The organism is Bradyrhizobium diazoefficiens, assembly GCF_016612535.1.
Lineage (GTDB): Bacteria > Pseudomonadota > Alphaproteobacteria > Rhizobiales > Xanthobacteraceae > Bradyrhizobium > Bradyrhizobium diazoefficiens_C.
Genome location: NZ_JAENXS010000001.1, coordinates 3,463,847 through 3,489,457, shown reverse-complemented (window position 1 = coordinate 3,489,457; position 25,611 = coordinate 3,463,847). Strand labels below are relative to the sequence as shown.

Annotated in this window: 15 protein-coding genes and 9 pseudogenes; 3 read left to right on the top strand and 21 right to left on the bottom strand. The window is 57.7% G+C overall.

Annotated elements, in window-relative coordinates; translation table 11 throughout:
* Positions 1-520: 520 nt before the first annotated feature.
* The 4 genes and pseudogenes from JJE66_RS16490 to JJE66_RS38960 all read right to left on the bottom strand — a co-directional run bounded on the left by JJE66_RS16490 (position 521) and on the right by JJE66_RS38960 (position 4,387).
* Positions 521-1,632: pseudogene (locus tag JJE66_RS16490) on the bottom strand (M20 family metallopeptidase).
* 719 nt (positions 1,633-2,351) lie between these two features.
* Complete coding sequence (locus JJE66_RS16480; protein WP_200515213.1) at positions 2,352-2,798, bottom strand: isochorismatase family cysteine hydrolase; 447 nt, start codon at positions 2,796-2,798, stop codon at positions 2,352-2,354.
* Complete coding sequence (locus JJE66_RS16475; RefSeq protein WP_200515212.1) at positions 2,789-2,986, bottom strand: hypothetical protein; 198 nt, start codon at positions 2,984-2,986, stop codon at positions 2,789-2,791. The genes JJE66_RS16480 and JJE66_RS16475 overlap by 10 nt, the downstream gene beginning before the upstream one ends.
* 915 nt (positions 2,987-3,901) lie before the next feature.
* Entirely contained in the window at positions 3,902-4,387 is a 486-nt protein-coding gene (locus JJE66_RS38960; protein WP_409362837.1) for an OsmC family protein, read from the bottom strand.
* A 244-nt stretch (positions 4,388-4,631) separates the two neighbouring features.
* Between JJE66_RS38960 and JJE66_RS16465 the strand changes: the two are divergent.
* Positions 4,632-5,601: pseudogene (locus JJE66_RS16465) on the top strand (IS481 family transposase).
* On the opposite strand, the gene ehuB (JJE66_RS16460) reads toward JJE66_RS16465, so the two are convergent.
* Both ehuB (JJE66_RS16460) and JJE66_RS16455 read right to left on the bottom strand, forming a co-directional pair.
* Positions 5,543-6,418 carry an ectoine/hydroxyectoine ABC transporter substrate-binding protein EhuB gene (gene ehuB, locus JJE66_RS16460; RefSeq protein WP_200515210.1) on the bottom strand — a complete coding sequence of 292 codons (876 nt, stop codon included), beginning with the start codon at positions 6,416-6,418 and terminating at the stop codon, positions 5,543-5,545. The pseudogene JJE66_RS16465 and the gene ehuB (JJE66_RS16460) sit on opposite strands and share 59 nt — an antisense overlap.
* 531 nt (positions 6,419-6,949) lie before the next feature.
* A pseudogene (locus JJE66_RS16455) lies at positions 6,950-7,826 on the bottom strand (LysR family transcriptional regulator); the annotation flags it as partial.
* Positions 7,827-7,926: 100 nt separating this feature from the next.
* Here JJE66_RS16455 and JJE66_RS16450 point away from each other — a divergent pair.
* Positions 7,927-9,425 (top strand): annotated as a pseudogene (locus tag JJE66_RS16450) (CoA-acylating methylmalonate-semialdehyde dehydrogenase).
* A 656-nt stretch (positions 9,426-10,081) separates the two neighbouring features.
* Positions 10,082-11,030 (top strand): IS630 family transposase gene (locus JJE66_RS16445; protein WP_200515209.1). Its coding sequence is split into 2 segments (ribosomal slippage): positions 10,082-10,417 and positions 10,419-11,030, totalling 948 coding nucleotides; the frame shifts between segments, so codons are not numbered across the junction.
* An 88-nt stretch (positions 11,031-11,118) separates the two neighbouring features.
* Here the strand turns inward: JJE66_RS16445 and JJE66_RS16440 are convergent.
* The 15 genes and pseudogenes from JJE66_RS16440 to JJE66_RS16380 all read right to left on the bottom strand — a co-directional run.
* On the bottom strand, positions 11,119-12,669 hold the full coding sequence (locus tag JJE66_RS16440; RefSeq protein ID WP_200515208.1) for an MmgE/PrpD family protein: 1,551 nt from the start codon (positions 12,667-12,669) through the stop codon (positions 11,119-11,121).
* A gap of 629 nt (positions 12,670-13,298) precedes the next feature.
* The gene (locus JJE66_RS16435) at positions 13,299-14,063 is read right to left on the bottom strand and encodes an amino acid ABC transporter ATP-binding protein (protein ID WP_200515398.1); all 765 of its coding nucleotides are present in this window, start codon (positions 14,061-14,063) and stop codon (positions 13,299-13,301) included.
* A gap of 58 nt (positions 14,064-14,121) precedes the next feature.
* A complete protein-coding gene (locus JJE66_RS16430; protein WP_200515207.1) occupies positions 14,122-14,784 on the bottom strand; it encodes an amino acid ABC transporter permease in 663 nt (220 codons plus the stop codon).
* Positions 14,774-15,430, bottom strand: coding sequence for an amino acid ABC transporter permease (locus JJE66_RS16425; RefSeq protein ID WP_200515206.1), 657 nt, complete (start codon positions 15,428-15,430; stop codon positions 14,774-14,776). The genes JJE66_RS16430 and JJE66_RS16425 overlap by 11 nt, the downstream gene beginning before the upstream one ends.
* A gap of 18 nt (positions 15,431-15,448) precedes the next feature.
* Entirely contained in the window at positions 15,449-16,336 is an 888-nt protein-coding gene (gene ehuB / locus JJE66_RS16420; RefSeq protein ID WP_200515205.1) for an ectoine/hydroxyectoine ABC transporter substrate-binding protein EhuB, read from the bottom strand.
* A 294-nt stretch (positions 16,337-16,630) separates the two neighbouring features.
* Positions 16,631-17,818 (bottom strand): alanine--glyoxylate aminotransferase family protein, encoded by a 1,188-nt coding sequence (locus tag JJE66_RS16415; protein WP_200515204.1) that lies wholly within the window; start codon positions 17,816-17,818, stop codon positions 16,631-16,633.
* A gap of 66 nt (positions 17,819-17,884) precedes the next feature.
* Positions 17,885-19,015, bottom strand: coding sequence for a M20/M25/M40 family metallo-hydrolase (locus tag JJE66_RS16410; protein WP_200515203.1), 1,131 nt, complete (start codon positions 19,013-19,015; stop codon positions 17,885-17,887).
* Positions 19,016-19,151: 136 nt separating this feature from the next.
* Positions 19,152-19,810, bottom strand: a pseudogene (locus tag JJE66_RS38955) (alanine dehydrogenase).
* A gap of 103 nt (positions 19,811-19,913) precedes the next feature.
* Positions 19,914-20,342 (bottom strand): annotated as a pseudogene (locus JJE66_RS38950) (hypothetical protein); the annotation flags it as partial.
* 197 nt (positions 20,343-20,539) lie between these two features.
* A pseudogene (locus tag JJE66_RS38945) lies at positions 20,540-21,695 on the bottom strand (acyl-CoA dehydrogenase family protein).
* Between the two features lie 720 nt (positions 21,696-22,415).
* Positions 22,416-23,924 carry a porin gene (locus tag JJE66_RS16395; protein WP_200515202.1) on the bottom strand — a complete coding sequence of 503 codons (1,509 nt, stop codon included), beginning with the start codon at positions 23,922-23,924 and terminating at the stop codon, positions 22,416-22,418.
* 568 nt (positions 23,925-24,492) lie between these two features.
* Positions 24,493-24,650, bottom strand: a pseudogene (locus JJE66_RS16390) (IS5/IS1182 family transposase); the annotation flags it as partial.
* On the bottom strand, positions 24,641-25,135 hold the full coding sequence (locus JJE66_RS16385; protein ID WP_311979899.1) for a plasmid pRiA4b ORF-3 family protein: 495 nt from the start codon (positions 25,133-25,135) through the stop codon (positions 24,641-24,643). The pseudogene JJE66_RS16390 and the gene JJE66_RS16385, both read right to left, overlap by 10 nt.
* Positions 25,132-25,338 carry a plasmid pRiA4b ORF-3 family protein gene (locus JJE66_RS38460; protein WP_283818471.1) on the bottom strand — a complete coding sequence of 69 codons (207 nt, stop codon included), beginning with the start codon at positions 25,336-25,338 and terminating at the stop codon, positions 25,132-25,134. The genes JJE66_RS16385 and JJE66_RS38460 overlap by 4 nt, the downstream gene beginning before the upstream one ends.
* Positions 25,335-25,572: pseudogene (locus JJE66_RS16380) on the bottom strand (transposase domain-containing protein); the annotation flags it as partial. The gene JJE66_RS38460 and the pseudogene JJE66_RS16380, both read right to left, overlap by 4 nt.
* Positions 25,573-25,611 lie beyond the last annotated feature (39 nt).

The following is a 25,611-nucleotide window of genomic DNA, read 5'->3' as shown; positions in this document are numbered from 1 at the left end:
GCCCCGCACCTCCTCGTCAATCTTTTTGTGAGCGCCAACAGAATTGCGGACGAGGTCCATCATCAACTGCAACGCCAACTTACTCGTTCAGCTTGCCATAAACCCGGTCCACCCGACTTTTTACCTTGTGTAACTCCAGCTCTGAGATTGTGCGCTTCGGGTCGAGCAATAGTCGGGCATTGGGTCTTCCAAGAACTAGACACTAACACTGTGAGCAATCAAACAAACGACGAGGTGCCCGCAGACATCAAGCAGCGGAATCAATCCGAACTAGTTGCGGCCTAAAACTATTTTCGGCTGGAATCCCCCTCTCGATAGCAGGCTGCACCAGGACACGGCACTTTTGGACCAGTAACTCCAAGGGTCGAACGAAAGCAGTGGTATTTTCCGACCCGATGGTAAGCTCGCAACGAATTCTGCCGCCGCGCCCGTACGCGTAGGGCTGGCATGCTGCAATGATTCTCCCTCTGGTCAGAAGCCGCGAAGCGCACCTGCAATTAGATGGCTGCTCGTCCAGAGCTCATGAATTCAGTAAGTCGAGGATGTATCTGACGGTGAGTTCCGTGGTCGGGATGAGGAGATCATCGGAGACGCCGAAAGTCGGCGTATGCACATGCGATTCGTTGCCAGGCGAACGACTGCCGAACCAGAAGTAGATCGAGGGAACACACGCCGAGTAGAAACCGAAGTCGTCGCTGCCCGCTGCCTGCTTCTTGTCGGTGAAGGCTTTGGTCCCAAACGTGTCGTGAACGGTCTGTCGGAAGCGCTTCACCAGCTCAACATCATTGACGACCGCAGGTTCGCCCTTATGGATGACGCATTCAGCGTGTCCGCGGTGCGTCGCAGCGACCCCTTGAGCTACTTCGCGTACGCGCTGGGAGAGCAGCGCCCGGCGCTCCGGGCTGCGAGTCCTGATCGTCCCTTCCATCACGACCGACGGACAGATGATGTTTGTCGCACTGCCACCATGGATAGTGCCGACCGTAACGATCGCAGCGTCATCGACAGGCATTTCGCGCGAGACCACCTTCTGCACCTCGTTCACGAAGGCTGCGGCGATAGCAATCGCATCGACGCCCAGGTGTGGTGCCGCTCCATGCGCGATCTTGCCGGTAATGGTCAACTTGAACTGGTCGGCGGATTTGCTTATCGCACCCTCGCGCGCGTCGAACCCGCCCGCGGGCAGCTCCGGACTCACGTGAAAGCCTACAGCGTGATCGAAGCCGTTCAACAGCTTTTCCTCTTCCACCGTGCGCCCCCCAAGTGGCTCAGCCTCCTCCGCCGGATGGAAGAACACGCGCACCTTGCCCGAAAATGATCGTGCAGGCGGTGGAAGGCGATCGCAGTGCCGAGCGCGATCGAGCCGTGGATATCGTGACCGCACGCATGCATGACATCGTCGATCTGCGAACAATAAGGCAGGTCATCGCGCGCCTCCTGAATCGGCAACGCATCGATGTCGCCGCGCACTGCAATAGACCGAGCTGGGCCCGAGCCGGTGCCTTCGATGTCGACATAGAGTCCAGTGTTGTGGAAGACCTTAGCGTCACTGATCCCAAAGTGCTGTAGTATGTCGCGGATCCGCTCCTGCGTTTTCCATTCCGCGTTGGAAAGCTCAGGCTTCCGGTGCATGGCGTGGCGCAATTCGATTACCGCGTTGCGCTCGGCGTCTGACAGAAAGCCATTGCTTCGTGTGTTCATCGAGTTAGATCTCCAGATGCTCGGGGTGGAACCATCTGCACTCGAAAAGTATTCGAGGCGACAGGCCCTCGTCTCGTCTGCCTCGGGTTGGCACCAGTCGCGCCGCTCCTAAGACATTTCCATGAGAGTGAGCTCCGAGCTCATGATATTGTTGCGGCTCTCCATATCACAGCAGTTTATGATAACCTTTGTCCGCTCGGCGCAGGCTCTTCGGAAGACCGCAACGATTCCCATGGTTGAATGGCATAGCACGGTCAGCCCGGCTTCCTGATCTTCAATGCCCTGCAAGCGCACCATAGCGATCGCGCAGTAGGCGCGAAGGAGATCAGCAGCAGGGCCAAGATCCGCTGCTGGAAGCGCGGATGCACGCCGTGCTGCTGGTCGCGGTAAGGGACAGTGTTCGGATGGTGTCGAATCTGGACGCGGCAAATCTTGTTGCCGCCGCACGGCAGTGCGCTCAGATCGTGCGTGCGCTCAGGCTGCCGGGGCGTTAGAGCCACCGTGACCGCGGGCAATTCAGATAGTCTTCAGGCAGCTGACGAAGTCACGCGGTGGCGATCAGAATCCGGCCGCTGGCGGGCGCACGAACGCTGCCTATGCATCCGATGTCGTGTCCGGGACGACGCCCCGGTCCGAAACTAGATTCACGACTAGCTGTCCGCGTCAGTTCCTTTTCCCGTCAGCTCCAGCACGAGATCTGCTGTTGCGGCGATCTTTACGGGCCGATATTGCGCACGAAGCGCGTCTTCGTGTCTGGTCTCCGTGTACGACGAGCAGGCGTCACTTGCGCAAATCATTAAGAAACCTCGGTCGGCGCCGTCTCGCAGGGCCATGTCGATACATTGGTCGGTTAGTACACCAACGACGATGAGGGCCTCGATGCCAATGTTTCGAAGCAGGTATTCAAGTATGGTCGCGTTGAAGACACCGGACCCGGTCTTTGGAAGAACGATTTCATCGCCCACCGGAGCAATTTCGGACAGAACTCGCCCACCCCACGAGCCTTTGGGCACATTCAATCTCGCCAACTTGTGCAGAAGTGAACGATCACGACCATCTTGGGTCAGACTTTCGATCGTCGTATAGATCACCTCCACTGAGCGTGCGGCATCAAGCAGCCGCTTACATTCGGCACCACGACTCGCTTGATACGATCAACGTAATCTGGATGCTCGCGCTGTACGTCTTCTGAAACCTCCGCGTTCTGCAGATCGACAACAAGCAGGGCGGTCTTTTTCGGGTGGATGCGGATCTCGGACCAGATCGATTCACTGGTTACTTTCATCTCATCTTCCACTCTCTTACGCTTGTTGTCGACGGTTCAATTTGCAACGTGTGTGACGCTAAGTGGGTAGAGTGCGCAACGAAGCTGACAGGCCGTCGTCAGCCAGCTGTGAGGATCGCATGCGGCGCTCTATCGGACTTTCGGTGGGATGTGACACGACTTGGCACTCCTGAAGGGCATGGCGGCTCGCCCGATAACGGACGTGATGCCATCGCTCATTCGCGGCAGATCCATCGATGTGGCGTCGCGCCATTTCGGATTTCATCTCGGCACCCCTTCAGAGGCACTTCTGTCTCGGATTGCCTGCTGTCTTTTGTGATACTCGCTGGCTCAACTCCACCGGATGTCCGCGCATTGTACGAGCACTAGCGTCAGGAGACCATACCCAATCGACGCAGTATCCAGGAGGGACCGGCTGACGCAGTCGGCACCGCAGGCAATGAGATCGCCCCTATCAAAACGTTACGGCGCGAAAAACCTCTAGTCTTATCGATTTAAGGGCCAATGTCGCTGAAATCCAGCATTTTGGCTAGGCAAATGTGAAGCTTGGACGCATAGAGCGCATCCTCCCAACCGAAACCCGGGCCGGCTGATCACGTCGTGCGTTGGCCCCATCTCGACCTCCCATCGCCAAGATGCGCAATACCCGCGTAAGCTCCTCCATGGTCGCGAACCTGACCGGGATGCTATAGCAAGCCCGTGGATGTCGAACAGCGCACGCCGCAATGACGCCGGGCAGGCTCCCACCGATCCGTGCACGGCGAGTTGAGATGAGTCGACGCCATCGGCGGAATCACAGTCGCAAGCCCGAATGGCTCGTGCGGACGATAGTAAATGTTCGATCTTTTCCGTCACGTGCCTACTCGATGCTTCTCGCAAGGCGGGACCGCCTGCCAACAGCAGTCCCCGTCGCTCTTACTCCGCCGCCATAGTCCACGATGGGAAACAAAGCGAAGACTGCACCGGTGCGAGGTTGCAAAGCACCTGAAACCCAGGACAACTACGATCGACAATGTCTTTGAGTTTGGCGAGGCCGCTCTCGGAAGCCGCGCTATCTAAAGTCACCTCGACTTGGACGGGTTGAGTACTTCGTCGCTCGTCCTGTCGGAGGTTGAGCAAGCTGGTTAGTCGATTTTCCTCGATGACCCGGACCGAAACGCTCTTGAGACTAATTCCCAGCTTTTCGGCATTGAGACGGTAAGTCATCTCATGGCAAAGGCAGAGGTCCGTCAGAACATGTTTCAACACCGTTGCGCGCCGTATGCCGCGCCTTGAGCGCCCTTGGTGTATCAGCGGGCGCCGTGATTTTGCAGATCGCGACGATCCTATCGACTGCTTCTGGCATGAGGCGCCTCCGCACACTACAGTTTGTCTTTCGGTGGAGATCTTCTTGAGAGTCATCATTTTCCTCTTCTTCTGATGATGCGATGCTCTCGAAGGAGAACATTGATCGACTAAGAGCGACAATCAACCCGCTTTTGCGCGAAAAGGACGGATGCCGGCCCAGATGAATACGCCACAGAAACTACTTCCATGACGTCAACCGCTGGAGATAAAACGATTGGATATGACGCCGTGATGACTTTATAACGATCGTCACGCGCTTAGTCTGCCTTGACGTTCGACGGAGGCAGTCCGTCGAGCAATACAAAAAGTCAAGAGAGCCTGAGAGCCCTCGCTAAGCGCTACGGGATCAACCAGAAGACTGTTGCGAAGTGGAAGCAGCGTGAGACCGTCACCGATCTGCTGACAGGCCCCAAGAAAGCATGCTCCACCGTGCTCTCTATCGAGGAGGAGGTGATCATCGTCGGTTGCCGGCGGCATACGCTGCTGCCGCTCGACGATCGCCTCTATGCTCTGCAGCCAACCATGCCCCATCTGACACGGTCAGCCCTGCATCGCTGCATCCAGCGCGATGGCATCAGCCGATTGCCGGAGGTTGAAGGCAGCAGGCCTGCGAAGAAAAAGTTCAATGCTTATCGGATCGGCTATTTCCACATCGACATCGCCGAGGTCCAGACCGCCGAGGGCAAGATCTACCTCTATGTCGCTGTCGATCGCACCAGCAAGTTCGCGTTCGTGCAACTGGCCAGGAAGACGGGAAGATCCTCAGCCGCGGCTTCCTTGAAGTTCTGATCGCGGCCGTCCCTTATAAGATCCACAAGGTTCTCACCGACAATGGGATCCAATTCACCTTCCCACCGCGGTATGCGGACGGCCCCGACGGCAAGATACGCGACACATATGTTCGACATGCGCTGCCGAGAAAACGGGATCGAACATCGGCTGACCAAGATCAAGCATCCCTTGACCAATGGTCATGTCGAACGCATGAACCGCACGATCAAGGAAGCCACCGTCCAACGCTATCACTACGATCGACGTGATCAGCTCAACGCTCACTTTGCCGACTTCATCAAGGCCTACAACTACGCTCGACGCCTCAAGACCCTGAAGGGCCTCACGCCTTACGATACATTTGCAAATGCTGGACTGCCGAGCCAGAACGATTCAAACTTAATCCGCTCCAGCAAATGCCGGGACTAAACAGGCTCGCTATTTATAGTTATCGGGGCACAAACTCTTCGCTATCACGTCCGGCGGAGCGATCTTGACGTCCGCAAAACTATACTTCTCAAGTATTCTTTGCAGCGTCCCGTCCGCTTTCCGCTTTGCAAGCCCCTCATCATAAATATCACGCAGTTTCGCGTCGTCAGGCCGGAATTCAATAGCCGGATAGAAGGCTTGCTCTCTGCCGTTTTCTATCAGTCCGGTGAACGGAACCGCGTATTCCACCTTACCGTGCAGATTGGGATCCTTTACTGCGTTGATCAAAGAAACCGAAGACGCTGCGTAGGCGTCAATGCGGCCGGACAACAACGCTGCGACAACTCCCTGGCTATCTTGTAACAATAGCATCCGATCCTTGGGAATCCCGGCTGCAACGACGGCTTTAGCCTCGGTAGAGCCTCGGGCTGCCCCGATGCGCAGGTCTGGATTCTCGACCACATCTTGAAAGCGATGAATGTTGTGCGGATTTCCCGCCACGACTAATACGCCAATGCCAACGGCAAGATCAGGATTGCTGAAAATCAATTGGTCACAACGTTGAGGCGTAATCGCCATGCCGGACGATATAACGTCTATTCTCCTGGATGTCAGGCTCGGAATCAACGCCCCCCAATCTAAGAGGACAAAGTCAATCTCCTTGACGCCAGCAGGCTCGAGAACTGCTCGGAGTAAGTCTGGGTGAATACCAACAACCTTTCCATCCGCCCCGATAAATCCCCAAGGCGCATTGTTGGCGATGCCTATGGTGACCTTCCCATCGCGGAGAACACGTTCGGTAATGGACTGCGCAGAAGCGACTGAAGCGCCGGTGCTCAGCGCTTCCAGCACCAGACTTGTGGTGAACACCACCCACTTGGCCAAACTTCTCATCTTGCGTAATCATACCCCTCTCAGCTTAGATCGGAGCCTGATGGTCCGGTCGCCAGGAATTCGAAATGGATTTCGCAGCTTATCCAAGCACCTGACTGCCCAGATCCGAGAGCTCCGACGTCAGTGAGGCAGCCAAATGCTAGATCTGGTATATCCAGTATGTCAAGCCTGGTTTCACCGGTTGGAGGCGCTCTCCCGATCAGAGGGGCTGCATTATAGTTGCGTTGGCGTACTTCGAACGCTGCTCATCTGGCGCGCGACAATCGCGTGTCACTTGTGGCGGTTGACAACACGGCGCAGGTCGTTGGGACTACAAGGCTTCCGTGGCCCAGAGTAGGTGGACAATCCGAGTTCGAAAAGGCGGACTTTACTGTTCTAGAGATACCCTGACCAGAAGTTGCTGGTCAGACCGAGCCGACCGACGGGACAGGAGTCACATATTCGATTGATCGATGGACGATCGGTTAGGCGTATTTCTTCCAGCTTCTGGTCGGTAGTCCGGCTCGATTCGCAGGCCGCCTCGAAGCACGACCTAGCCGTCTTCACTGAGGCGGCGATAAAGCGATGAACCTCCTGAACTCGCCGAGTCTCGTGCATGTCGGGATGTGAAGTCAGCCAGTAATTTCGAACGAACCGCACTTCAGGAAGCAACCGAGTCAATTCCGGATAGCGTTGGGCAGCGTAGTCGTGCAGGATCCCGATGCCGCGCCCACTTCGAACGGCTTCCATCTGTGCGACGACGCTTCCACATTCGTAACGGCGGAGCCATCAGCCGACCGAGAACCGACGCGTAGTCCAAAGCTCGGCTATAGACGAAATCCTCCACTTGCGTGACGAATAGTCGGCCTGCTAGATCGGCCTGGCTACTAACAGATCCTTCGCGTGCAAGGTAGCTCTCCGCCGCGTAGACGCTGAGGGTGTAGTTGGTCAGCTTTGACAGGATCAGACGTCGCTGCTTAGGCCGTTCCAGCGTGATCGCAATATCAGCTTCCCGTCGCGACAACGAGAAAGTCCGTGGTAGCGGCACAAGTTGAATAACAAGGTCCGGGTGCTTGGCCGCCAGCGAGCCGAGACGATCGGCCAAGAAGTAGTTGCCAAGTCCGTCTGGCGCACCTACTCGCACCGTGCCGGTGATTGCTTCGGTCGTTCCCCCAATGTTTGATCCGACCTTCAGAAATTCGCTCTCCGCGCGCTCGGCCGCGGCAACCAATGCCTCGCCTGCCGCTGTGAGCATGCAGCCTGACGTATGCCGTTCAAGCAACTCGACGTTCAGCCCGCGCTCCAACGCCGTCAGTTGTCGAGCCACGGTGGCATGATTCAATCGAAGATTCTTGGAAGCACTAAGAATCTGACCGGCGCGCGCGACTTCCAAGAATATTCGAACCCGCTCCCAATCCATCGACTACGCTTTCTGCACAACGGAGCCGAAAAATCGGCCATTGATGCGCGTTTTTATGCACTTCATACATCGCCCGGTCAATTCATTGAGGAGAGGACCCATGTCTGCGACCATTGTGAATTTCATCAACGGTGAACTGGTGCCGAGCCAAGGCACGCGCACATCATCGGTCTATAATCCCGCGACCGGAGAGCAGTCGGGAACGATCGGATTGGCAACGATGCAAGACGTCCAGTTGGCGGTTGCCGCAGCTCGCAAGGCTTTGCCAGCTTGGGCGAACACCCTCCCCTGCGGCGCGCGCGCATCCTCAACCGCTTCCTGCGGATTGTGGAGGACAAAATCGATCAGCTTGCCGAAGTGATCACCGCCGAGCACGGCAAGGTGCTCTCTGATGCTAAGGGCGAAATTCAGCGCGGTATGGAAGTCGTGGAGTTTGCGACCGGCGCGCCACAGCTCCTCAAAGGAGAGATCACGGAAAACGTCGGCACGCGCGTCGACAGCCACTCGCTTCGACAGCCGCTTGGTGTCGTCGCCGGAATCACGCCGTTCAACTTCCCGGCGATGGTGCCCATGTGGATGTTCCCGGTTGCTCTCGCCTGCGGCAAGACGTTTATTCTCAAGCCGTCAGAGCGCGACCCCTCTGCTTCGCTCATACTCGCGCAGTGGCTGAAAGAGGCCGGATTGCCTGACGGTGTCTTCAATGTTGTGCACGGCGACAAGGAGACGGTAGATGCAATCCTGATGGATCCCGACGTCGTCGCCGTGAGCTTCGTCGGATCGACACCGATTGCTCGCTACATCTACGAGACGGCCACGCGCCACGGCAAGCGCTGCCAGGCGCTCGGAGGCGCCAAGAACCACATGATCGTCATGCCGGACGCCGACATGGATCAAGCGGTGGACGCATTGATGGGTGCAGCCTATGGCTCCGCCGGCGAACGCTGCATGGCGATTTCGGTGGCGGTTCCGATCGGCGACACCACCGCAGACCGGTTGATTGAAAAGCTAGCGCCGAAGGTCCGTGCACTCAACATTGGTCCGGGCACGGATCCCGAGTCCGAGATGGGCCCATTGGTCACAAAGCAGCATGTCGACAAGATCCGCGGCTACATCGACGCCGGTGTTGATGAAGGCGCGAAACTGATCGTCGACGGACGCGACTTCCGGCGTCAGGGTCACGAGAATGGCTTTTTCATCGGCGGAACCCTGTTCGACTGCGTGACGACAGACATGAAGATCTACAAGGAGGAGATTTTCGGACCGGTGCTCGCGGTGGCTCGCGCGAGATCCTACGATGACGCTGCCGACATGATCAACAAGCACGAGTTTGGTAACGGTACCGCCATCTTCACCAGGGACGGCGATGCAGCCCGGGAATTCGCGCATCAAATCCAGGTCGGCATGGTCGGCATCAACGTTCCGATCCCCGTTCCGATGGCGTTCCACTCCTTTGGTGGCTGGAAGGCTTCTCTCTTCGGCGATCACGACATGCATGGCCTGGAAGGCGTTCGATTCTACACCAAGCTCAAGACGGTCACGACCCGGTGGCCAACCGGCATCCGTGCCAGCGCGGAGTTCGTGATGCCAACGATGAACTAAGGTTGGAGTCGCTGGAGGGCTGCGGACGGTCCACGCGCCGATATGGGTTCTCCAAGCGCCTGCTACTAACTGCTGCAAGAGCCGCATCATGGCGAAAAGGGCGGCGATTTCCTCCGCACCGCTAGTTTCTTTAAGGCCGCGGACTGCTCTGCGGGATGCATGTTCTACCGAGTGCCATTCTCGTCAAGACGGTATTCGTAGCGACCTTTCGCGGTGTTGATCATGCAGCGATACTGGGCCGTATAAGCCTCGATCGCCGCGTCAGTGTGCGTCCTTCCCAAAAGAGAAACGTACAATGGACGGCGAGACTAGGGGCGGCGAGACTAGGGGCTGTAGTCTCGTTCAGGCCGCCAATGGCGGGCCGCTTCCGAAACATCCACGACTACATCACATAGCGAATGTTGGCTGGTCGCGCACGACGTCTTTTCGACGGGCAATATTTGCGGCTGCGCCGTGCCGATCCCGGCGGTTAACTGCGAGCGAAGAGCGGGGGCTAAGACTGGTGGCGTGTCTCTTCGGTTCTTCCCGGGCACGCCGCTGGACTTGACGGTGACAACGATCCCTAGAGCGTTTCATTGCTTAATTGAATCGGAGGGGATTCCAGCTTTTGGCGATTTGTGTTTCAAGATGCTGACTGGATTGGAGGCCAGCATCGCATGACCCGACCTCTTTCCCTGGATCTTCGCGAGCGAGTAGTGGCGTCGGTTTTGGCGGGCGAGAGCTGCCGGTCCGTGGCCGAGCGGTTCGGCGTTGCGGTCTCGTCGGTTGTGAAGTGGGCACAGCGGCAGCGGGCGACCGGCTCGGTTGTGCCCGGCAAGATGGGCGGCCACCGCAAGCCTGTGCTCGATCCGCACCGCGCCTTCATCGTCGAGCGGATCACTCAGACGCCGCACCTGACGCTACATGGTCTGAAGGCGGAACTGGCAGCCCGCGGGGTCAAGGTCTCGCACAACGCGGTCTGGCTGTTCCTGCGCCGAGAAGGGCTACGCTTCAAAAAAAACACTGTTCGCCCTTGAACAGGCTCGCACAGACATCTCTCGCAGGCGTCAACGTTGGCGATCCTGGCAGGCCGGGCTCGATCCGGGCCGGCTCGTCTTCATCGATGAGACCTGGATCAAGACCAACATGGCCCCGTTGCGGGGCTGGGGTCCCAAAGGGGCCCGCCTGCGCGGCTTCGCGCCGCACGGCCACTGGCGAACCCTGACATTCCTCGGCGCGCTCCGCCATGACCAACTCACGGCACCCTGCGTCTTCGACGGGCCGATCAACGGTGAATGCTTTCGCGCTTATGTCGAGCATCTTCTCCTGCCAACCCTGCGCGAAGGCGACATCGTCGTTTTCGACAATCTCGGAAGCCACAAGTCGAAAGCTGTCAGGCAGATGATCCAGGCCGCTGGCGCCAGGCTCTGGTACCTGCCGCCATACTCGCCCGACCTCAACCCGATCGAACAGGCCTTCGCCAAGATCAAACACTGGATGAGGCAGGCTCAGAAGCGCACCGTCGAGGACACTTGGCGCCACATCGGCCAACTCGTCCAGGACATCCAGCCTCGCGAATGCGCAAACTACTTCGCCAATGCGGGTTATGCTTCAGTCAAAAAGTGAAACGCTCTAAGCGCATCCTCACGAGTCGCACACCAGCGTCTAGCCAGGAATTCTAAGGGCCTCGATCGTCAGACTGCATCCACTGGATTCAAGCCGTACTCAGCAGGCGGCCAAGTCCGTTCAATGAGATCGACCGATCGATGTTCATCGTCTCTTCGATGAGTTTGGCTCCATGCTTCTCGAGCGAAGTTCCGCGCAGATTGCGCAGAAACTTCCTTTCGAGGTCAGCATCGCTAAGCGGCTTGTTTGGGTGACCGGTCGGCCACTCGACAGTCGCGGAGAAGGATCGACCGTCCTTCACCAACAAAGAAGCCGTGGACAGATATGGTAGGCCATTCCAGAACGCGTCCTCGGCGCGCGGATCGACCTCTACGTTAATTTTCTTCATCAGAGCAGACACCGCTTGATCATTCATCGTCGAGGGCTCGTACCATGCGATCCCAGGCTCTATCGACAGCACACTCATGGCTGTGACGTACTGAACTGAAAACTGGCCGTCGAGATCAGCTGCTGGAGCATCGTCTGAGAACCAATCAGCTACTTTGGCTGAACAACGAACTGAAATCTTTTCGATTTGTTCGGGTTCAACGCCGCTGTTCTTTACCGTGCTGGATACGGCATCAATTATTGAATGCAACGAATAGCAGGCCGGGTATCCCTTGAATGATGTCCCCCGTAGACGCCATGTCTCGCCCAGATTCGCAGACAATTTCGACGGGTCGAATTGGTCTGATCCGATGATTGCCGCAAAGCCCCTCACAGGGTCGCTCAACATTGCGAAGGGACCGACAATATCCTGACGAGCGCAGATTGCAGCGTCGATGCCACCTAGCGCCATCTGACCGTAGTTCGCTTTGAGGGCGTGCGCAGGCCGACCATACTGAACATACCAAAGAGGGATGTTTGTATTGGCGGCGGCATGTCCTAGGGCAGATCGAAACTGCTCCTCCGACCCCCCAGATACAACCATAGCGGCTGCGCCCGCGGCCACACCATGCCAAGCGTGATAAGACGCAAACCGGCGATAGGCCTCCGGGCTTGCTCTCGTTGCGTCATACAGCCGGAGACCCGCTTCATACCCAGCAACCACTCCCAGGAGGAACTGCTTGGGCGTGCTGTTGAGATGCTCTGCCATAGCCAAGGCGGCCGGTATGACCGTTGCGCTTGGATGACCAGCGGCAGTATCCTCGAAATCGAGTACATCCGAGAGCCAGCCGTTTACCTTAGCGGCAACGGAGGGTGCAAACTTCAGCGAAGTTCCGGGAATGGAGCAGCCATTCGCTTCGCTTCCGCTGCCATACGCAGCTACTACCTTCCGCCCTAAAGGGGTCCGCGTACCTGCTACTATGCAGCCAATCGTATCGAGAGTAACGAGCTTCGCTGTGTGCAGGACGTCTGTGGGAAGGTCTTCAAATTTGAGCTCGACGAGAAAGCGCGCGAGTTGCCCAGCAGGTTCGTGGATCGGGGCGCGTGGAAACAGTATGTGTTCGAAGGGAGATGGCTCTTCGACTTTGTCGGCGCAACTAATGGATTCATTTGACATGTGTTTGCCTTCCACTGAGGAGAGCCGCATCAAGGGAAACTGGGCGCAGCCAGCGTAGACTTCTCTGCAGCCGAAACGCCACAACGCTTTCATCATACCATGTATACCCAACCTCTCAGGATGTCCAGCCTGGCGATCATGTTTGGGAGATGAATTGTGCGACCGTGCGCCCGCTCGACTAGATCAAAGGTGTCGACCAGCACACGCATCCGGATGGGTTGGCCGGCCTCGAACTGGATGACCTGCGTCGAAGCGAAGGAGATTGGCTCTTTTGCTTCGGCGGGACAACGCAAAGCGTATCGTTCAATTCTGTATTCGTAGGCATCCAATGCAATTGAACGCCGGCAGCGACTCGGCGCTGGACCGAAGATCCATCCGTTGCACAGGTGAGCTCGGCGCCGGATTTCTTTCCCGTGGAGAACCCATGGGGCTAAGTCTCTTGATGGATCGCCTCTTCCGTCGCCCCACACCGTTTTGACATTTTTGCGCTGGAAACCTTCCAGCTCGCGAAGCTTGAAATCCAGGGCTCGACATGAGGCATCTGGTGACGCTCGCCTTCAATGAGCGTGTGGAGCGCATTTCTACGAAGATGTCAGAGCGCCGTTCGCCTGCGAGCCAAGAGACAACGCACCCGCTTGCTACAATCGCCTGCATTTCTCCTCATCGCTCGTGAAAGGCTGTTAAAGCGCGCGCCCCGAGCGGCATGACCACGTAACAACAATCCCTTAGTGTAGCAGTTGACTGAGGAATTTCTTGGTGCGGGCATGCTCTGGATGATTAAAAAAACGCTCTGGCACCGCTTGTTCGATGATTTCGCCGCCATCCATAAACACCACGCGGTCGGCGACCTCGCGCGCGAAGCCCATCTCGTGAGTGACGCAAATCATTGTCATGCCTTCATTCGCGAGCCCGGTTATCACATCAAGCACTTCTTTGATCATCTCTGGATCAAGTGCCGATGTAGGTTCGTCGAACAACAGGACCTTCGGTTTCATACAGAGTGCGCGAGCGATCGCGACACGCTGCTGTTGACCACCTGACAATTGAGCGGGATATTTTCTTGCTTGTTCGGGTATGTGAACTCGTTCCAGATTCTCCATCGCGACCTTCTCAGCCGCGTTGCGGGCCATTTTTCGCGCGCGAACCAATGCCAAAGTGCAGTTGTCGATCACGCTCAAATGCGGAAAGAGGTTGAACTGTTGGAAAACCATGCCAACATCACGGCGCACTTCCGCTAGCCCTTTCATTCCTGCGCGCACCTCAGTGCCATTTACCAAGATGCGGCCTTTCTGATGCTTCTCAAGCTGATTGATGCACCGAACCAACGTTGACTTGCCCGAGCCCGAGGGACCGCAAACGACAATTCGCTCCCCAGCCACTACAGTAAGGCTGACATCACGTAGAGCCTGAAATGTTCCATACCATTTCGAAACGTCTTCGATGCACACGGCAACCGTGTTAGCTGCGTTATGGAGTGGTCTATTGGTCATATCTCGTTCCGCTGCTTCAAATGCCATTTCTTGATCCGCAAGCAAATCGTAGTGATTGCTAGTGAGAGGGGCTGCTAACGCCGAGAAGCCGCTCGAAATACCCCACGAGAGAGACTGCGACTACGGCCATCATGAGGAACAGAATGCCAGCAACAAATACCGGCTCCGCATAACGATAGGTCTCCGAGGCCACGTCCATTGCGCTGCCTAGCATTTCCGGAACAGCAAGAACTGCAAGTATTGGGGTGGACTTCAGAATAGAGATAGCATAGGCCCCCAAGGGTGCCGCAATGTTGCGCAGCATCTGCGGCGCAATCACAAATATCACCGTGTCGCGCCAACCAAGTCCGAGACTTTGCGACGCTTCGGTCTGCCCCGCCGGTATAGCATCGATTCCGGCTTTGAAAACTTCCGAAATATACCCAGAGAAATACAGACTGAGGCCCAGAACGCCTGTGAACAACGCAGGAAATGTCACACCATAATAGGGCAGCACGAAGAACATGAAGTAAATTTGAATCAGGACGGGCGTTGACCGAATTGCGTCGATAATGAACTGTGTAACTGGACGCATAAGCCAATGAGATCGGCGCAGCATCTCCCAGGAGAACCCGAGCGCCGTAGCGAAAACGAAGCTGAGAACCGCCACGAGAATCGTATTGCCAAGGCCCTCCAAGACCGACGGCACGATTCTCATAGCAAAGACGAAATCAAAGCTCATGGACGCGCTGCCCCTTTCTATGTGATTTCTCAAGATAGCGCCCGAAAATGGTGATCGGATAGCAAATGATTAAGTAAGACAGTAGGAGAGCCGAATAGATTTGAACTGGGTTGTAGGATAACTGACCCAATTGCCTTGCACGGAAAGTCATGTCCGTGAGGGCGATCAGAGATACAAGAGATGTTCCCTTTATTAATTGGATTACCTGGTTGATGAAAGTAGGGATCATTGCAGAAATTGCTTGAGGCAGCTCAATCAGGCGAAGTACATCGAAGCGACTCAATCCCAGCGCCAGCCCAGCTTCGCACTGACCACGGTTTAGGGATTGCAACGCCGCACGGACGGATTGACTTCCGTATCCTCCAATATTCAGTCCGAGCACCATCGCGCCGACTGCAATGCCGGAGAGATAGATGCCAAAGGCGGGTAGCGTATAGTAAAATGCGTAGACGAGCACGATCAGTGGCGAGCTTCGCCAGAATTCGATCACAGCTGTAACGCCCCAGCGGCAAATACCGGTCGAGAAGTGCTGAAGCACACCAGCGAGCAGAGCGAATGGCACCGCATAAAGTAGACCGAGGATCGTTACAGCCGCAGTGACACCAAATCCCCCGTATATACCCATCATGATATCAAGAAAACTCATTCACTCTGCTCGCTCGGCTTACCGGTAGTTGTCAAGGCATAGATCTTTGGCCGTAAGACCCTCTGGAGCTAAGTCGGCGTCTGTAAGACCATACTTTGAAGCTATTTTTTCTATTGTTCCGTCGGCTCTCCGCTTTGCCAGGCTCTCATTATAGAGATCGCGCAACTTGGCATCTTCGGGCCGAAATTCGATTGCCGTGTAGAACGTCGATTGTCGCCCATTCTCCACTATCCCGGTGAACGGAAGCGCGCGCTGCATTTTCCCCTCGAGATTGGGATCTTTAAGCGCGTTAATCGCTGTTGGTACTGACCACGCGATCGCATCGACCCGCCCAGCCAACAAGGCAGCAACGGGCCCATCCCCGCCCTCGAACTGAAGAACGCGGTCTTTAGGGATACCCGCCTTGATGGCGTTTTCGACATTAGTACTGCCTCGCGTACCGCCGATGCGGAGCGCCGGATCCTTGGCCACGTCGGCATAACTGTGAATATTGTGAGGATTGCCCGGCAGCACCAACACCGCATCACCGATAGCGAGATCAGGGTTGCTGAAAATGACCTGCTTACAGCGTACTGGAGTAATGGCCACACCGGACGCGATGACGTCTATTCGCCTGGACAGCAGACTAGGAATTAGGGCAGGCCAGTCAACGACGATAAAGTCAACGTCCTTCACACCAAGAGGTCCAAGAACCGCCTTGAGTACATCCGGCGCGACGCCGGTGACTTTTCCATCTTCGACAAACCCCCAGGGCGCGGCATTATGGATGCCGATTGTAACTTTACCCTCCTTGAGTACACGATCCGCGATCGACTGTGCACGGACGACCGGAGCAGCGACGCTTAAGATCGCGAGTGCCGCACCCCCGACCAACACCGCTCGCCTAGCGATTTCTGAACCTCTCATTTCCGTCCCCTTGGTTTTGATTAAACGCACGACCTATACTAGGTATGCCAACTATGTCAATCAGGTTTCGATTGGAGGGGCGGATCTGGCCGGCGGAACGGTTGTGTGGCGGCGTCTCGCGGGGTGGCCTGTCTGACACCGCTCAACGTAGCCGGAGTGATGAGGAGTTCGGCGCGGAGGTTCGAGCCAGCTCCTCGCCAGCGATCGAGTCTATAGCCTGCCACTCACCCAGATCCGGCGGCAGACGCCGCCCTCGCGCGCGTGCTGGGCCTGTACCTGCAGCCACATCCAGTGCTATGGGTGCACACTTCCACCGAGATATTTTATCGCGGCTTCCGTGCCGCCCGCGCCGTGCGGGATTTGCAACGCGTTGAGGCCCACCTCAACTACGCCCAGCGTTCCCAAAATCATCGGGGCATTGGTATGGCCCATATGGGCGATGCGGAACGCTTTGCCTTGCAGGTCGCCGATGCCGATCCCAAGCACCACGCCGCATTTTTCGTTGCAGTAATGCTGTAGCCTCATCGGATCATGGCCATTACCCACCACCACGGCCGTAACCGTGTTGGAGCGCTCGGAGGCCTCGCTAATGTTGAAGCCGAGCACTTGGCCCTCACTCCACACAGCTACCGCACGACGCACCGCTTCCGCTAGCAGCTGATGGCGACGGATGACGTTCTCCAAGCCCTCACTGAACAGCATATCGATGGCCTGACGCAGCGCGAACAACAGATGCACCGGCGCGGTGCCGGCGTAGCGGCGGTAATGCTCGATACCTTCCCGCTCAGCCCAGCTCCAATACGGCGTGCGCATGTTGGCGGTCTTGTTCACGGCTTGCGCACGCTCGTTCACCGCGACAAAGGCGAGCCCCGGTGGGGTCATCAGACCCTTCTGCGAGCCAGACATCGCGACATCGATGCCCCATTTATCCATCTCGAACGGCATGCAGCCGAGCGAAGCCACGGTATCGACCATATAGAGCGCGGGATGATCGGCAGCCTTGATCGCCTTGCCGATCGCTTCGATGTCGTTGACCACGCTAGAGGCGGTGTCAACTTGCGCCACCAGAATGGCCTTGATCTCGTGGTTCTTGTCGGCGCGCAGCCGCGCCTCAACCTCATGGAGCCGGACCGCGCGGCACCAATCGCCTTTGAGCACCTCGACCTCGGCGCCCATGGCGCGAGCGGCATTGCCCCAGCCAATCGCGAAAGAGCCGCTCTCTAGGACCAGCACCTTGTCGCCGCGCGAGAGCGCGTTGGAGAGCACCGCCTCCCACGCGCCATGACCGTTGGCGATATAGATGTAGACCCTGCCCTTGGTCGCAAACAGCTTTGACAAGTCGCGTAATAGACTATCGCTCAAATCGACCATTTGGTCGGAATAGATGTCGATTGCGGGCCGGTGCATGGCGCGCAGCACCTCGTCCGGCATTGTGGTGGGCCCGGGGATGGCCAGAAACTCCCGGCCTGCGCGAACGGTCATGGAAAGTGCATTCCTTCGTCTACCCACGCACCCTGCGCGTTGCGGGTTGAGCTTCGATCCCTGGCATCACTCTAGTGTTGCCATTAGTCCCGCCAGCAACCCGCCGCGTTCGGCCAGGCTATCAATTTCAATATACTCGTCGAGCGTGTGCGCATTGGCACCGCGCGCGCCCAAGCCGTCGAGCGTGGGGATTCCCATTGCACCGGTGAAGTTGCCGTCGGAGCCCCCGCCAGAACTGCAATGCCGCAATTCGGTGCCGAACGTTTTCGCGATTTCGCGCGCCTTCTCGTAGAGCCGTATGGTGCCGGCATTTGGCTCCCAGACCGGCCGGGTGACGCCACGTGTCACCGTGAAGGTCACGTCATTGGTGACGCCTGAGAGCGCCAGCATTTTTTCCACGCCGCGATCGAGATCAGCCTGGCGCTTGGCCATGCTCAGTGCCTCGCCGGTACAGGTTGTGGCCACGCAATTGACCCATTGGCCGCCATGCACGATGCCGACGGAGAAGGTGCAGTCGTCCGTCGTCATCGCGTCAATGGCAAGAATCTGCCGCGCCATTTCGCGAATCGCCGAGCGGCCCGACGAAAGCGTCGAGCCGGCGTGGCTCGGGCGTCCGGTGGCTTCGAGATTGAAGCGCGCAATAGCGTATCGCCCGGTTACGACGCAGTTATCCGGCTTTCCGGGCTCCGGGACCAGGACGTATTTATTGCGGGCGGCTTCCGCCTCGATGATGTCTCTGCTCGAAGGAGTGCCAACCTCCTCATCGGGCGTGAACAGCACCGTGATCGGCAGCGGTGTGGTAAAGGCCGCACGCATCAGCTGCCGGATCGCTTCGAGCGAGAGATAATTGCCCCCCTTCATATCGAAGATGCCGGGGCCGTAGCACCTGTTACCCTCGCGCCGCCATTTCAGCTTCTCGATGGTGCCGATCGGGTGTACGGTATCCATGTGGCCCGCGATCAAGATCCCGGGCTCACCTTGCTTCGGATGCGGAAAGCGCGCGCGGATGCAGCCGGCAAAGCCCTGCCGGCCGGCGATGCGCTCGATCGTCGCGCCCATGACCGCCATGTCACGCGCCGCAATATCTAACATCTTATTTACCGCATTCACATTCCAGGTCGGGCTTTCGCATTCCACCCACTCGCGCAACCCCCGCAGCATGGCCTCGGAATCAAAAGGAAGATTAGCGGGGTTCATCGGGGAGTCTCTCAGGTTTCAAACGATGCGCATTGCAACGAGAATGTTAATGATCGCCGCCAGCGTCGCCAACAAAGAGCCACTACGAGGGAGCCCCCCGTCAGGACGGGAAAGGTCCCGAGGGGAACCTCTGGGATCAGGCCGCGGCCTGTTCGATCGGTGAGAACGGCAGGCCGAGACTGTCGGCCACGGCCTTGTAAGTCAGCCGGCCTCGATAGACATTGAGGCCCGCGCGCAGATACGGATTTTCGAGCACGGCAGCAAATCCCTTGTTAGCGAGAGCCAAACCAAAAGGCAGCGTGGCGTTGTTCAGCGCCTGGCTCGAGGTCAGCGGGACAGCTCCCGGCATATTGGCGACGCAGTAGTGAATGACGCCATCGACTTCGTAAGTGGGATCCGCGTGCGTCGTTGGACGCGAGGTCTCGAAGCATCCGCCCTGATCGATAGCTACGTCGACGATTACGGAACCTTTGCGCATCAAGCTCAACATGCCGCGGCTGACCAGCCTCGGCGCGCTGGCGCCGGGAACAAGCACCGCACCAATGACGACGTCCGCCGCGAATACCTCCTCTTCGACGGTGTCTATCGCCGAGAATCTGGTACGAACCCGCCCCTCGAACAGCTCGTCCAGCTCGCGAAGCCTGGGTATCGAACGGTCTAGATTGTGACCTCGGCACCCAAGCCTGCCGCCATCTTTGCCGCGTGCGTACCGACGACACCGCCTCCGATCACCACGATGCGAGCCGGCTGAACACCGGGCACGCCGCCGATTGGCAGCCCCCCGGCCGCCCGCATACCGCTTCAGGGCCGCACCGGCTGCTTCAATCGAAAGTCTGCCCGCGACCTCGCTCATCGGCGCAAGCAGCGGAAGGCCGCCATGCGCATCAGTCACGGTTTCGTAGGCGACGGCGGTGCACCCAGACTTTAGGAGACCATTAGCCTGCTCCGGGTCCGGCGCCAGATGCAGATATGTGAAGAGGATCTGGCTCTCTCGCAGCTGGGTCCATTCGGAAGGTTGGGGCTCCTTCACCTTTACAATCATCTCGCTCGATGCAAATACCTCGCGAGCGGAGTCAAGAATTGTCGCGCCCGCCTTGCGATAACTGTCATCTGTGGCGCCAATGCCGGCGCCAGCGTTGGTCTCAATCACTTCGCTATGACCGGCGGCCACATATTCACGGACGGCCCAGGCGTCAGGCCCACGCGGTATTCGTCCGTCTTGATTTCCCTGGGAACACCGACCTTCATTTGCATCCTCCTCTTTGGCAACGTGTTGTAGTCGAACAGGAGTCTGCTTTCCTGCAAACTTGCGAAGCACGCGCAGCATTGATGCAGAACTTTAGCGATCTTTGACGCTATTGCGCAGATTCCCAAGTAGATGGACGGGACAAGATCAATACAAAAACTCCTCGCGTAGCTCAGTACCTAATAAGTCAGAACAGTACCTTCGAATCGACTGCGTCTCAGGTGAGCCAGGTTCATGGCTGGCTGCCAAACGTGCGCAGGCCGGTTGATGATCCGGGATCAATACGCCTTTGCAAGGCCGAGCACCTTCTCGGCGATGAAGCTTAGCGCCAGTTGCGGGCTGACGGGCGCAATGCTCGGAATCATTATCCCGCGCAGATAACGCTCGACGTGGAATTCCTTGGCATAGCCGAAGCCGCCATGAATCATCACGGCTTGCTCGCAGCCGTGGAAACCAACCTCCAGATATTTGGCAGCGTTCGCAGCAGCGCCGCAAGGCATCCTTTGTCATATTGCCAAGCCGCCGACATCACCATGAGCCAAGCCGCCTCGAGCTCGACCCAGTTCTTCGCCAGCGGATGCTGAATCGCCTGATTTTTGTCGATTGGCCGATTAAACACGATGCGCGTCTTTGCATACTCGGCCGCACGCGACAACGCGAGCTTGCCCAGTCCTACCGCTTCCGCCGCGATCAATATGCGCGCGGGATTCATACCCTCAAGAATATATTCGAACCCCCGATTCTCCTCGCCGATGCGGTCCTCCATCGGTATCTCAAAATTCTCGAAGAACAACTCGTTGGAATCGACTGTCTTGCGGCCCATCTTTTCGATCTCGTGGACCTTAATCTGCTATTGAAATCGGTGTAAAATAAACTAAGTCGCGGGTGGGGCTTTTTACCTCCGCCAGCGGCGTGGTGCGCGCGAGCGGCAGGATCTTATGGGCTACCTGGGCTGTTGAGATCCAGACCTTCTGGCCGTTGACGATATAGCGCCCGTTTTTCGCGACCGCGCGCGTCTTGAGCTGGGTAGTGTTAAGTCCGGTGTTCGGCTCAGTCACCGCAAAGGATGCCTTTTCACGCCCTCCCACCATCGGCGGCAGCATGCGCCGGCGCTGTTCCTCCGTTCCGAACACCACGACCGGATTGAGCCCGAACACGTTAATGCGCACGGCGGAGGCGCCCGACATGCCGCCGCCAGACTCGGAGATTGTCCTCATCATAATGGCGGCTTCCGTAATGCCAAGACCGGATCCGCCGTAGGCCTTCCGGTACACAGATGCCAAGCCAGCCGTCATCAGCAAGCGCTTTGTGGAAGTCATGGGGAAAGCCTCCATTGCGATCCTTGTCGAGCCAGTAGGCGTCGTCGAAGCGGGAGCAGATCTTGACGATCGCATCGCGGATTGTCTCCTGCTGATCGGTGAGCGCGAAGTCCATGCATACCTCTCTTTCCTCGTTTTGAAGAGCGCGGCCTCTCGCCAACGGCCTTGATGCTTTTTCCTTGCGTTTCCTGGCGAGCGATCACATGGCCGCCTAAGCGTATCTCGCCCGCGTAGTTTATCAGCGCCGCAAAAGTCAGCCACGAAAGGCTTTGGGCCTGAAACAAGCTTGTTTTGGAGATAACTCCCTTGATGCCAGTCCAGTGCGTGGGTCCTAGAGATCTATCGAACGACCCGACAGCGCGGTTACGCGCACCCCTATGCGGTTCGCAACCTCGTACGCGGATGGCGCGGTGTCGCTTGGCACGACAACACTGGATGATCATAAATTGGGCTCACCGGGCGCTTAGGCGCAGGACTTGTATAAGCACCGTTGTCTGAAGGGTCCGTGACTAGGGTGCTGATGATCCGCTTTCCCGGCAGCGACAACAACGGCAGCCCCGGATGCGAATCGAAGAGATACATCCAGTTATTCGGGATGACTGCCAGGAATCATGAGCCGCGCAGCGAAAAGTCTTTTTGTAATCTGTGTCCACGAGACGATGGTCCCATCCCCATCCAAGGTTGTGAGGCGGGTCGTCTTTGCGGGTCCTGGCACAAATGGCCAAAGCATGGCCTCTTACTTAAGAAAAGGCCTCCGGTGGGCATACCGGAGGCCTCTCTTGGAGGTTATACTTGGATATACAGAGCCGTTTCTCTCCTCTGGTTCGACTGGAAATCAGAAATTCCGCTGCGCACGGAGCAACAGCACGAGGCTGTTCTGGTCCTTCAGCTCATACGCGGCACCGGGCTTGGCGACACCCGATTGCACCGGCAGTGTCACCGCGCTTCCGCTCGCATACTTCTGGTCGAGCATCAGGTAACCGAGTTCGGCCGTAAAGGTCAGATTCTTGACCGGCGTCCAGCGTGTCGCTGTGCCGACAACCGCATAGTTGAAGTCGGGGTTACAGCCGGTAGCGCCGCTCGATAGCGCGAGGGTCGCAACGAACGCGCCGCAGATGTAGCTCTTCGCTGTGCCGTTGTACCGCACAGCCGCATACGCGCCGAAGAGCGAGGTGTTCCAGTATGGATTCCAGTTGTGGGTGTAGCCACCATTGAAGCCATAGGTCGTGGTCAGCTCCTGCCCGGCACCGGCGACGAAGACGGAGTCAGACACACCGGCAACGCCGAGACTTTGATAGGCACCCGGCACGCTCGTACCGCCGTACATCGCGAACGATGTCCCCATATAGTCCTGGAAGTTGTAACGGCTCGCGCCGTTCGTATACACGCCGGTCAAGTTGATTGTGTCGCCCGCGCCCGTCGGAAGGTTCTTGATCGATAGCGCAAGCTGTCCTGCCCAACCCCACTTATCGCCAGGATGGCCAGTGACTTCGGTCGCGCCGAAATAGGCAGCATGGTTATCATGTGCAGCGAACGATGCCTGGAAGAGTCCCCAAGCCTGGTCAACCCGGACGCTGGCGACGAAGTCTGGAGCTCGCGAACCGCCGATATCGTTGGCACCGTAGGTACCGGTCGCCAGGCCTGCGGCGGTCGCGCCGCTCACGTTCCAGATGTTGGTCTGATAATTGGCGACCTGATCCTGGGCCGAGAACGAAGCCGTGATGCCTTGACCGAAGTCAGCCGTATACGTGACCTGGCTCACGGGATCCCAACCGCCGCCGCCCGGCAGCTCGAAGTTGTTTGCCGGATACTCGCCCCAAGGGGTCCTGAACGCTGACGCCGCTCTGCCGAAGGTGAACCCACCAAACTGGATGAAGGCGTAGTAGATACCGAGCGAACCACCTGCGACCTGCGACCCGAGTGACGCGGTGTAGGCCGTGCCACCAGTTCCCAGACCGCTGTAGGTGCCCGAAGTCCAGGTGAATGCCAACTCTGCGAAGGTCCGCACCAATCCGTACTCGGTCGCGGTGCGCGTGTCGATTTGCAGATCTTGTCGGACCCGGGACGTGTAGTAATTGCTGAGGCGGTTTTGCGCGCCCGCCACACCGGCACTGGCGGCATCAAAATCAGCGTTCGTGGCCAACATGGTATCGGCGCGCAGATAGCCACCCAGCTTGATGCACGTGTCAGTGCCCGGGATGTAATAGAAACCGGCTCCATAAAGCGAGCAGATCTTCACGTACTCGATCGCCTTCGCCTTCAAGGGAAGATCGGCCGCCTGTGCGCCGGCCATGCCGATCAGACCCGCCGCCGAACCGAGCAAAAGGCTCTTCGCAATCTTCATAAATTGTCCTCCAGTGTTTCGCCTCAAAGGAAGCTGCGCCTCTACGTGAAGGAGATCAGCCGCCTTCGCCCCCAATCATTCTCGACCTGCAGGGCCTTCCTCGAACGTCACCTGATAGATGAACCAGCAACGTCGCGATGCGGACCATTCCGCCTCTCGCTTGAGTACTTTGACAGATCGCGCTCGTCATGGACGCGCAAACTTTGTACGAAACGGACGAACGTAAATCGGCGCCAACTGAGCGTGTTATAATCACGCCAGAACAGTACGTTTCGTACCGCCGCATGACCACAAGCGTACGCTACGTACACATCAGGATAACTCAGTGCGTCCAGGTGATGCTGCTCAACGATCCCGAAGAGCAGCGCCAACGACGAAAGGTTTGTGACGACTCGAGCGTATGGAATTTCCCGCTCAGGAGCGGCGAGAGAGTCGGCACCAACGAAGCGACGACGGTGGAATGTTCTCTGCACATCCACCCTTGCGGCGGGCCAACGTGTTTAAGCACTTGAGAGTAGTCGTCCGTTAAGAAGCCCGGTTGAGCGTGGCTTGGCGTACGAGGTCGGCCCCATAGTTGGAGCAGGAACAGGCGTAAGAGTGCTCACTGAGCCAAGCGGGGATGCCTCGGAAATTGTAGCCGACAGCGCAGAGAATGACGTTGGCGGCATCGCTGGCACGGCCTTTGAGGTAGCAGCGCCCGAGGTGACCTTCGGCCTTCAGGTGTCCGCAGCCGGTGAGTGTCTCGGTGCGGTCATTGACGAACTTACGCAACGTAAGCGTAACTCTGCGACCCTTTTGAATGGCGCTTGACGCCTATTTTGTTCGCAGCTTGTGCCGGCGCGGCTTCCAAATTCCGGACAATGCGTTGACGGCGGCCTCGAGCGCCTTCCGGTCGACGACGTTGGGATCGAACCGCTCCGGGCCCCAGAGGCGCAGTGCTCGTGCTCCGGATGGGCGGGGTCGCTGATGGCATCAAGGTATTCGGCGTACCCGGGCGCACCTCCGACATCCTCTGGCGGGCAGCGGCCGGCAGCATCGAGCAAGATGGCAAGTCCCTCTGTCGTCGCTTTGTCGAACCATTTTTCGAGCTTGATCACAGGGTCCCAGCTGTCGCCGAAGTCATAGAGATAATGGATCGTCTTGGCGCCGGTCTCGCAACGATATCGCAGAGTCGCGCCTTGCTGGCATCGATCGGCTGGGACCAAAATCACCGGGGATCGGGGATGCCCCAACGTTCTTCGCCGAAGTGGAACTCGAAGAGGTGGCTGTTTGTCCAGCCAAATGCCGCCTGCAGCGTCAGATGCAGCCGATCGAGACGCAGCAGGGTGACGGGTACGACAAGGCGACGCATAACCTCCGGCTTCACATCCTTGAGGGTCACCTTGATCCGGACCGCGCTCGTGTTGAGGCTCATGCCGCCAGCCTCGGATCATGTGTATGCATCGTATAGGTCGACGCCCAGGGAAGCAGTTCGTCCAGTCGCGCCGCAGGCCAACCATTGACGAGCTTGGCGAGAACGTCAGCGAACCAGTGCTCGGCACTGACGCTATTGAGCTTACAGGTCTCGATTAACGAGGCTAGTACTGCCCAACTCTCGGCGCCCTCGTCCCCAACCGGCAAAAAGGGAGTTCTTGGCGTTAAGCTTGATCGTAAGCGCAGCGCCGAGGTCCTTCGGATTGTTTGAGCG

Bases quoted from the DNA above. Each gene is read 5' to 3' on its own strand.
- JJE66_RS16430 (WP_200515207.1), bottom strand. From the start codon at position 14,784: ATGAGCTTTGATTTCGTCTTTGCTATGAGAATCGTGCCGTCGGTCTTG.
- JJE66_RS38460 (WP_283818471.1), bottom strand. From the start codon at position 25,338: ATGAGCCTCAACACGAGCGCGGTCCGGATCAAGGTGACCCTCAAGGAT.
- JJE66_RS16410 (WP_200515203.1), bottom strand. From the start codon at position 19,015: ATGAACCCCGCTAATCTTCCTTTTGATTCCGAGGCCATGCTGCGGGGG.
- ehuB (WP_200515205.1), bottom strand. From the start codon at position 16,336: ATGAGAGGTTCAGAAATCGCTAGGCGAGCGGTGTTGGTCGGGGGTGCG.
- JJE66_RS16425 (WP_200515206.1), bottom strand. From the start codon at position 15,430: ATGAGTTTTCTTGATATCATGATGGGTATATACGGGGGATTTGGTGTC.
- JJE66_RS16395 (WP_200515202.1), bottom strand. From the start codon at position 23,924: ATGAAGATTGCGAAGAGCCTTTTGCTCGGTTCGGCGGCGGGTCTGATC.
- JJE66_RS16440 (WP_200515208.1), bottom strand. From the start codon at position 12,669: ATGATGAAAGCGTTGTGGCGTTTCGGCTGCAGAGAAGTCTACGCTGGC.
- JJE66_RS38960 (WP_409362837.1), bottom strand. From the start codon at position 4,387: ATGACTCTCAAGAAGATCTCCACCGAAAGACAAACTGTAGTGTGCGGA.
- JJE66_RS16415 (WP_200515204.1), bottom strand. From the start codon at position 17,818: ATGACCGTTCGCGCAGGCCGGGAGTTTCTGGCCATCCCCGGGCCCACC.
- JJE66_RS16435 (WP_200515398.1), bottom strand. From the start codon at position 14,063: ATGACCAATAGACCACTCCATAACGCAGCTAACACGGTTGCCGTGTGC.
- JJE66_RS16475 (WP_200515212.1), bottom strand. From the start codon at position 2,986: ATGAAAGTAACCAGTGAATCGATCTGGTCCGAGATCCGCATCCACCCG.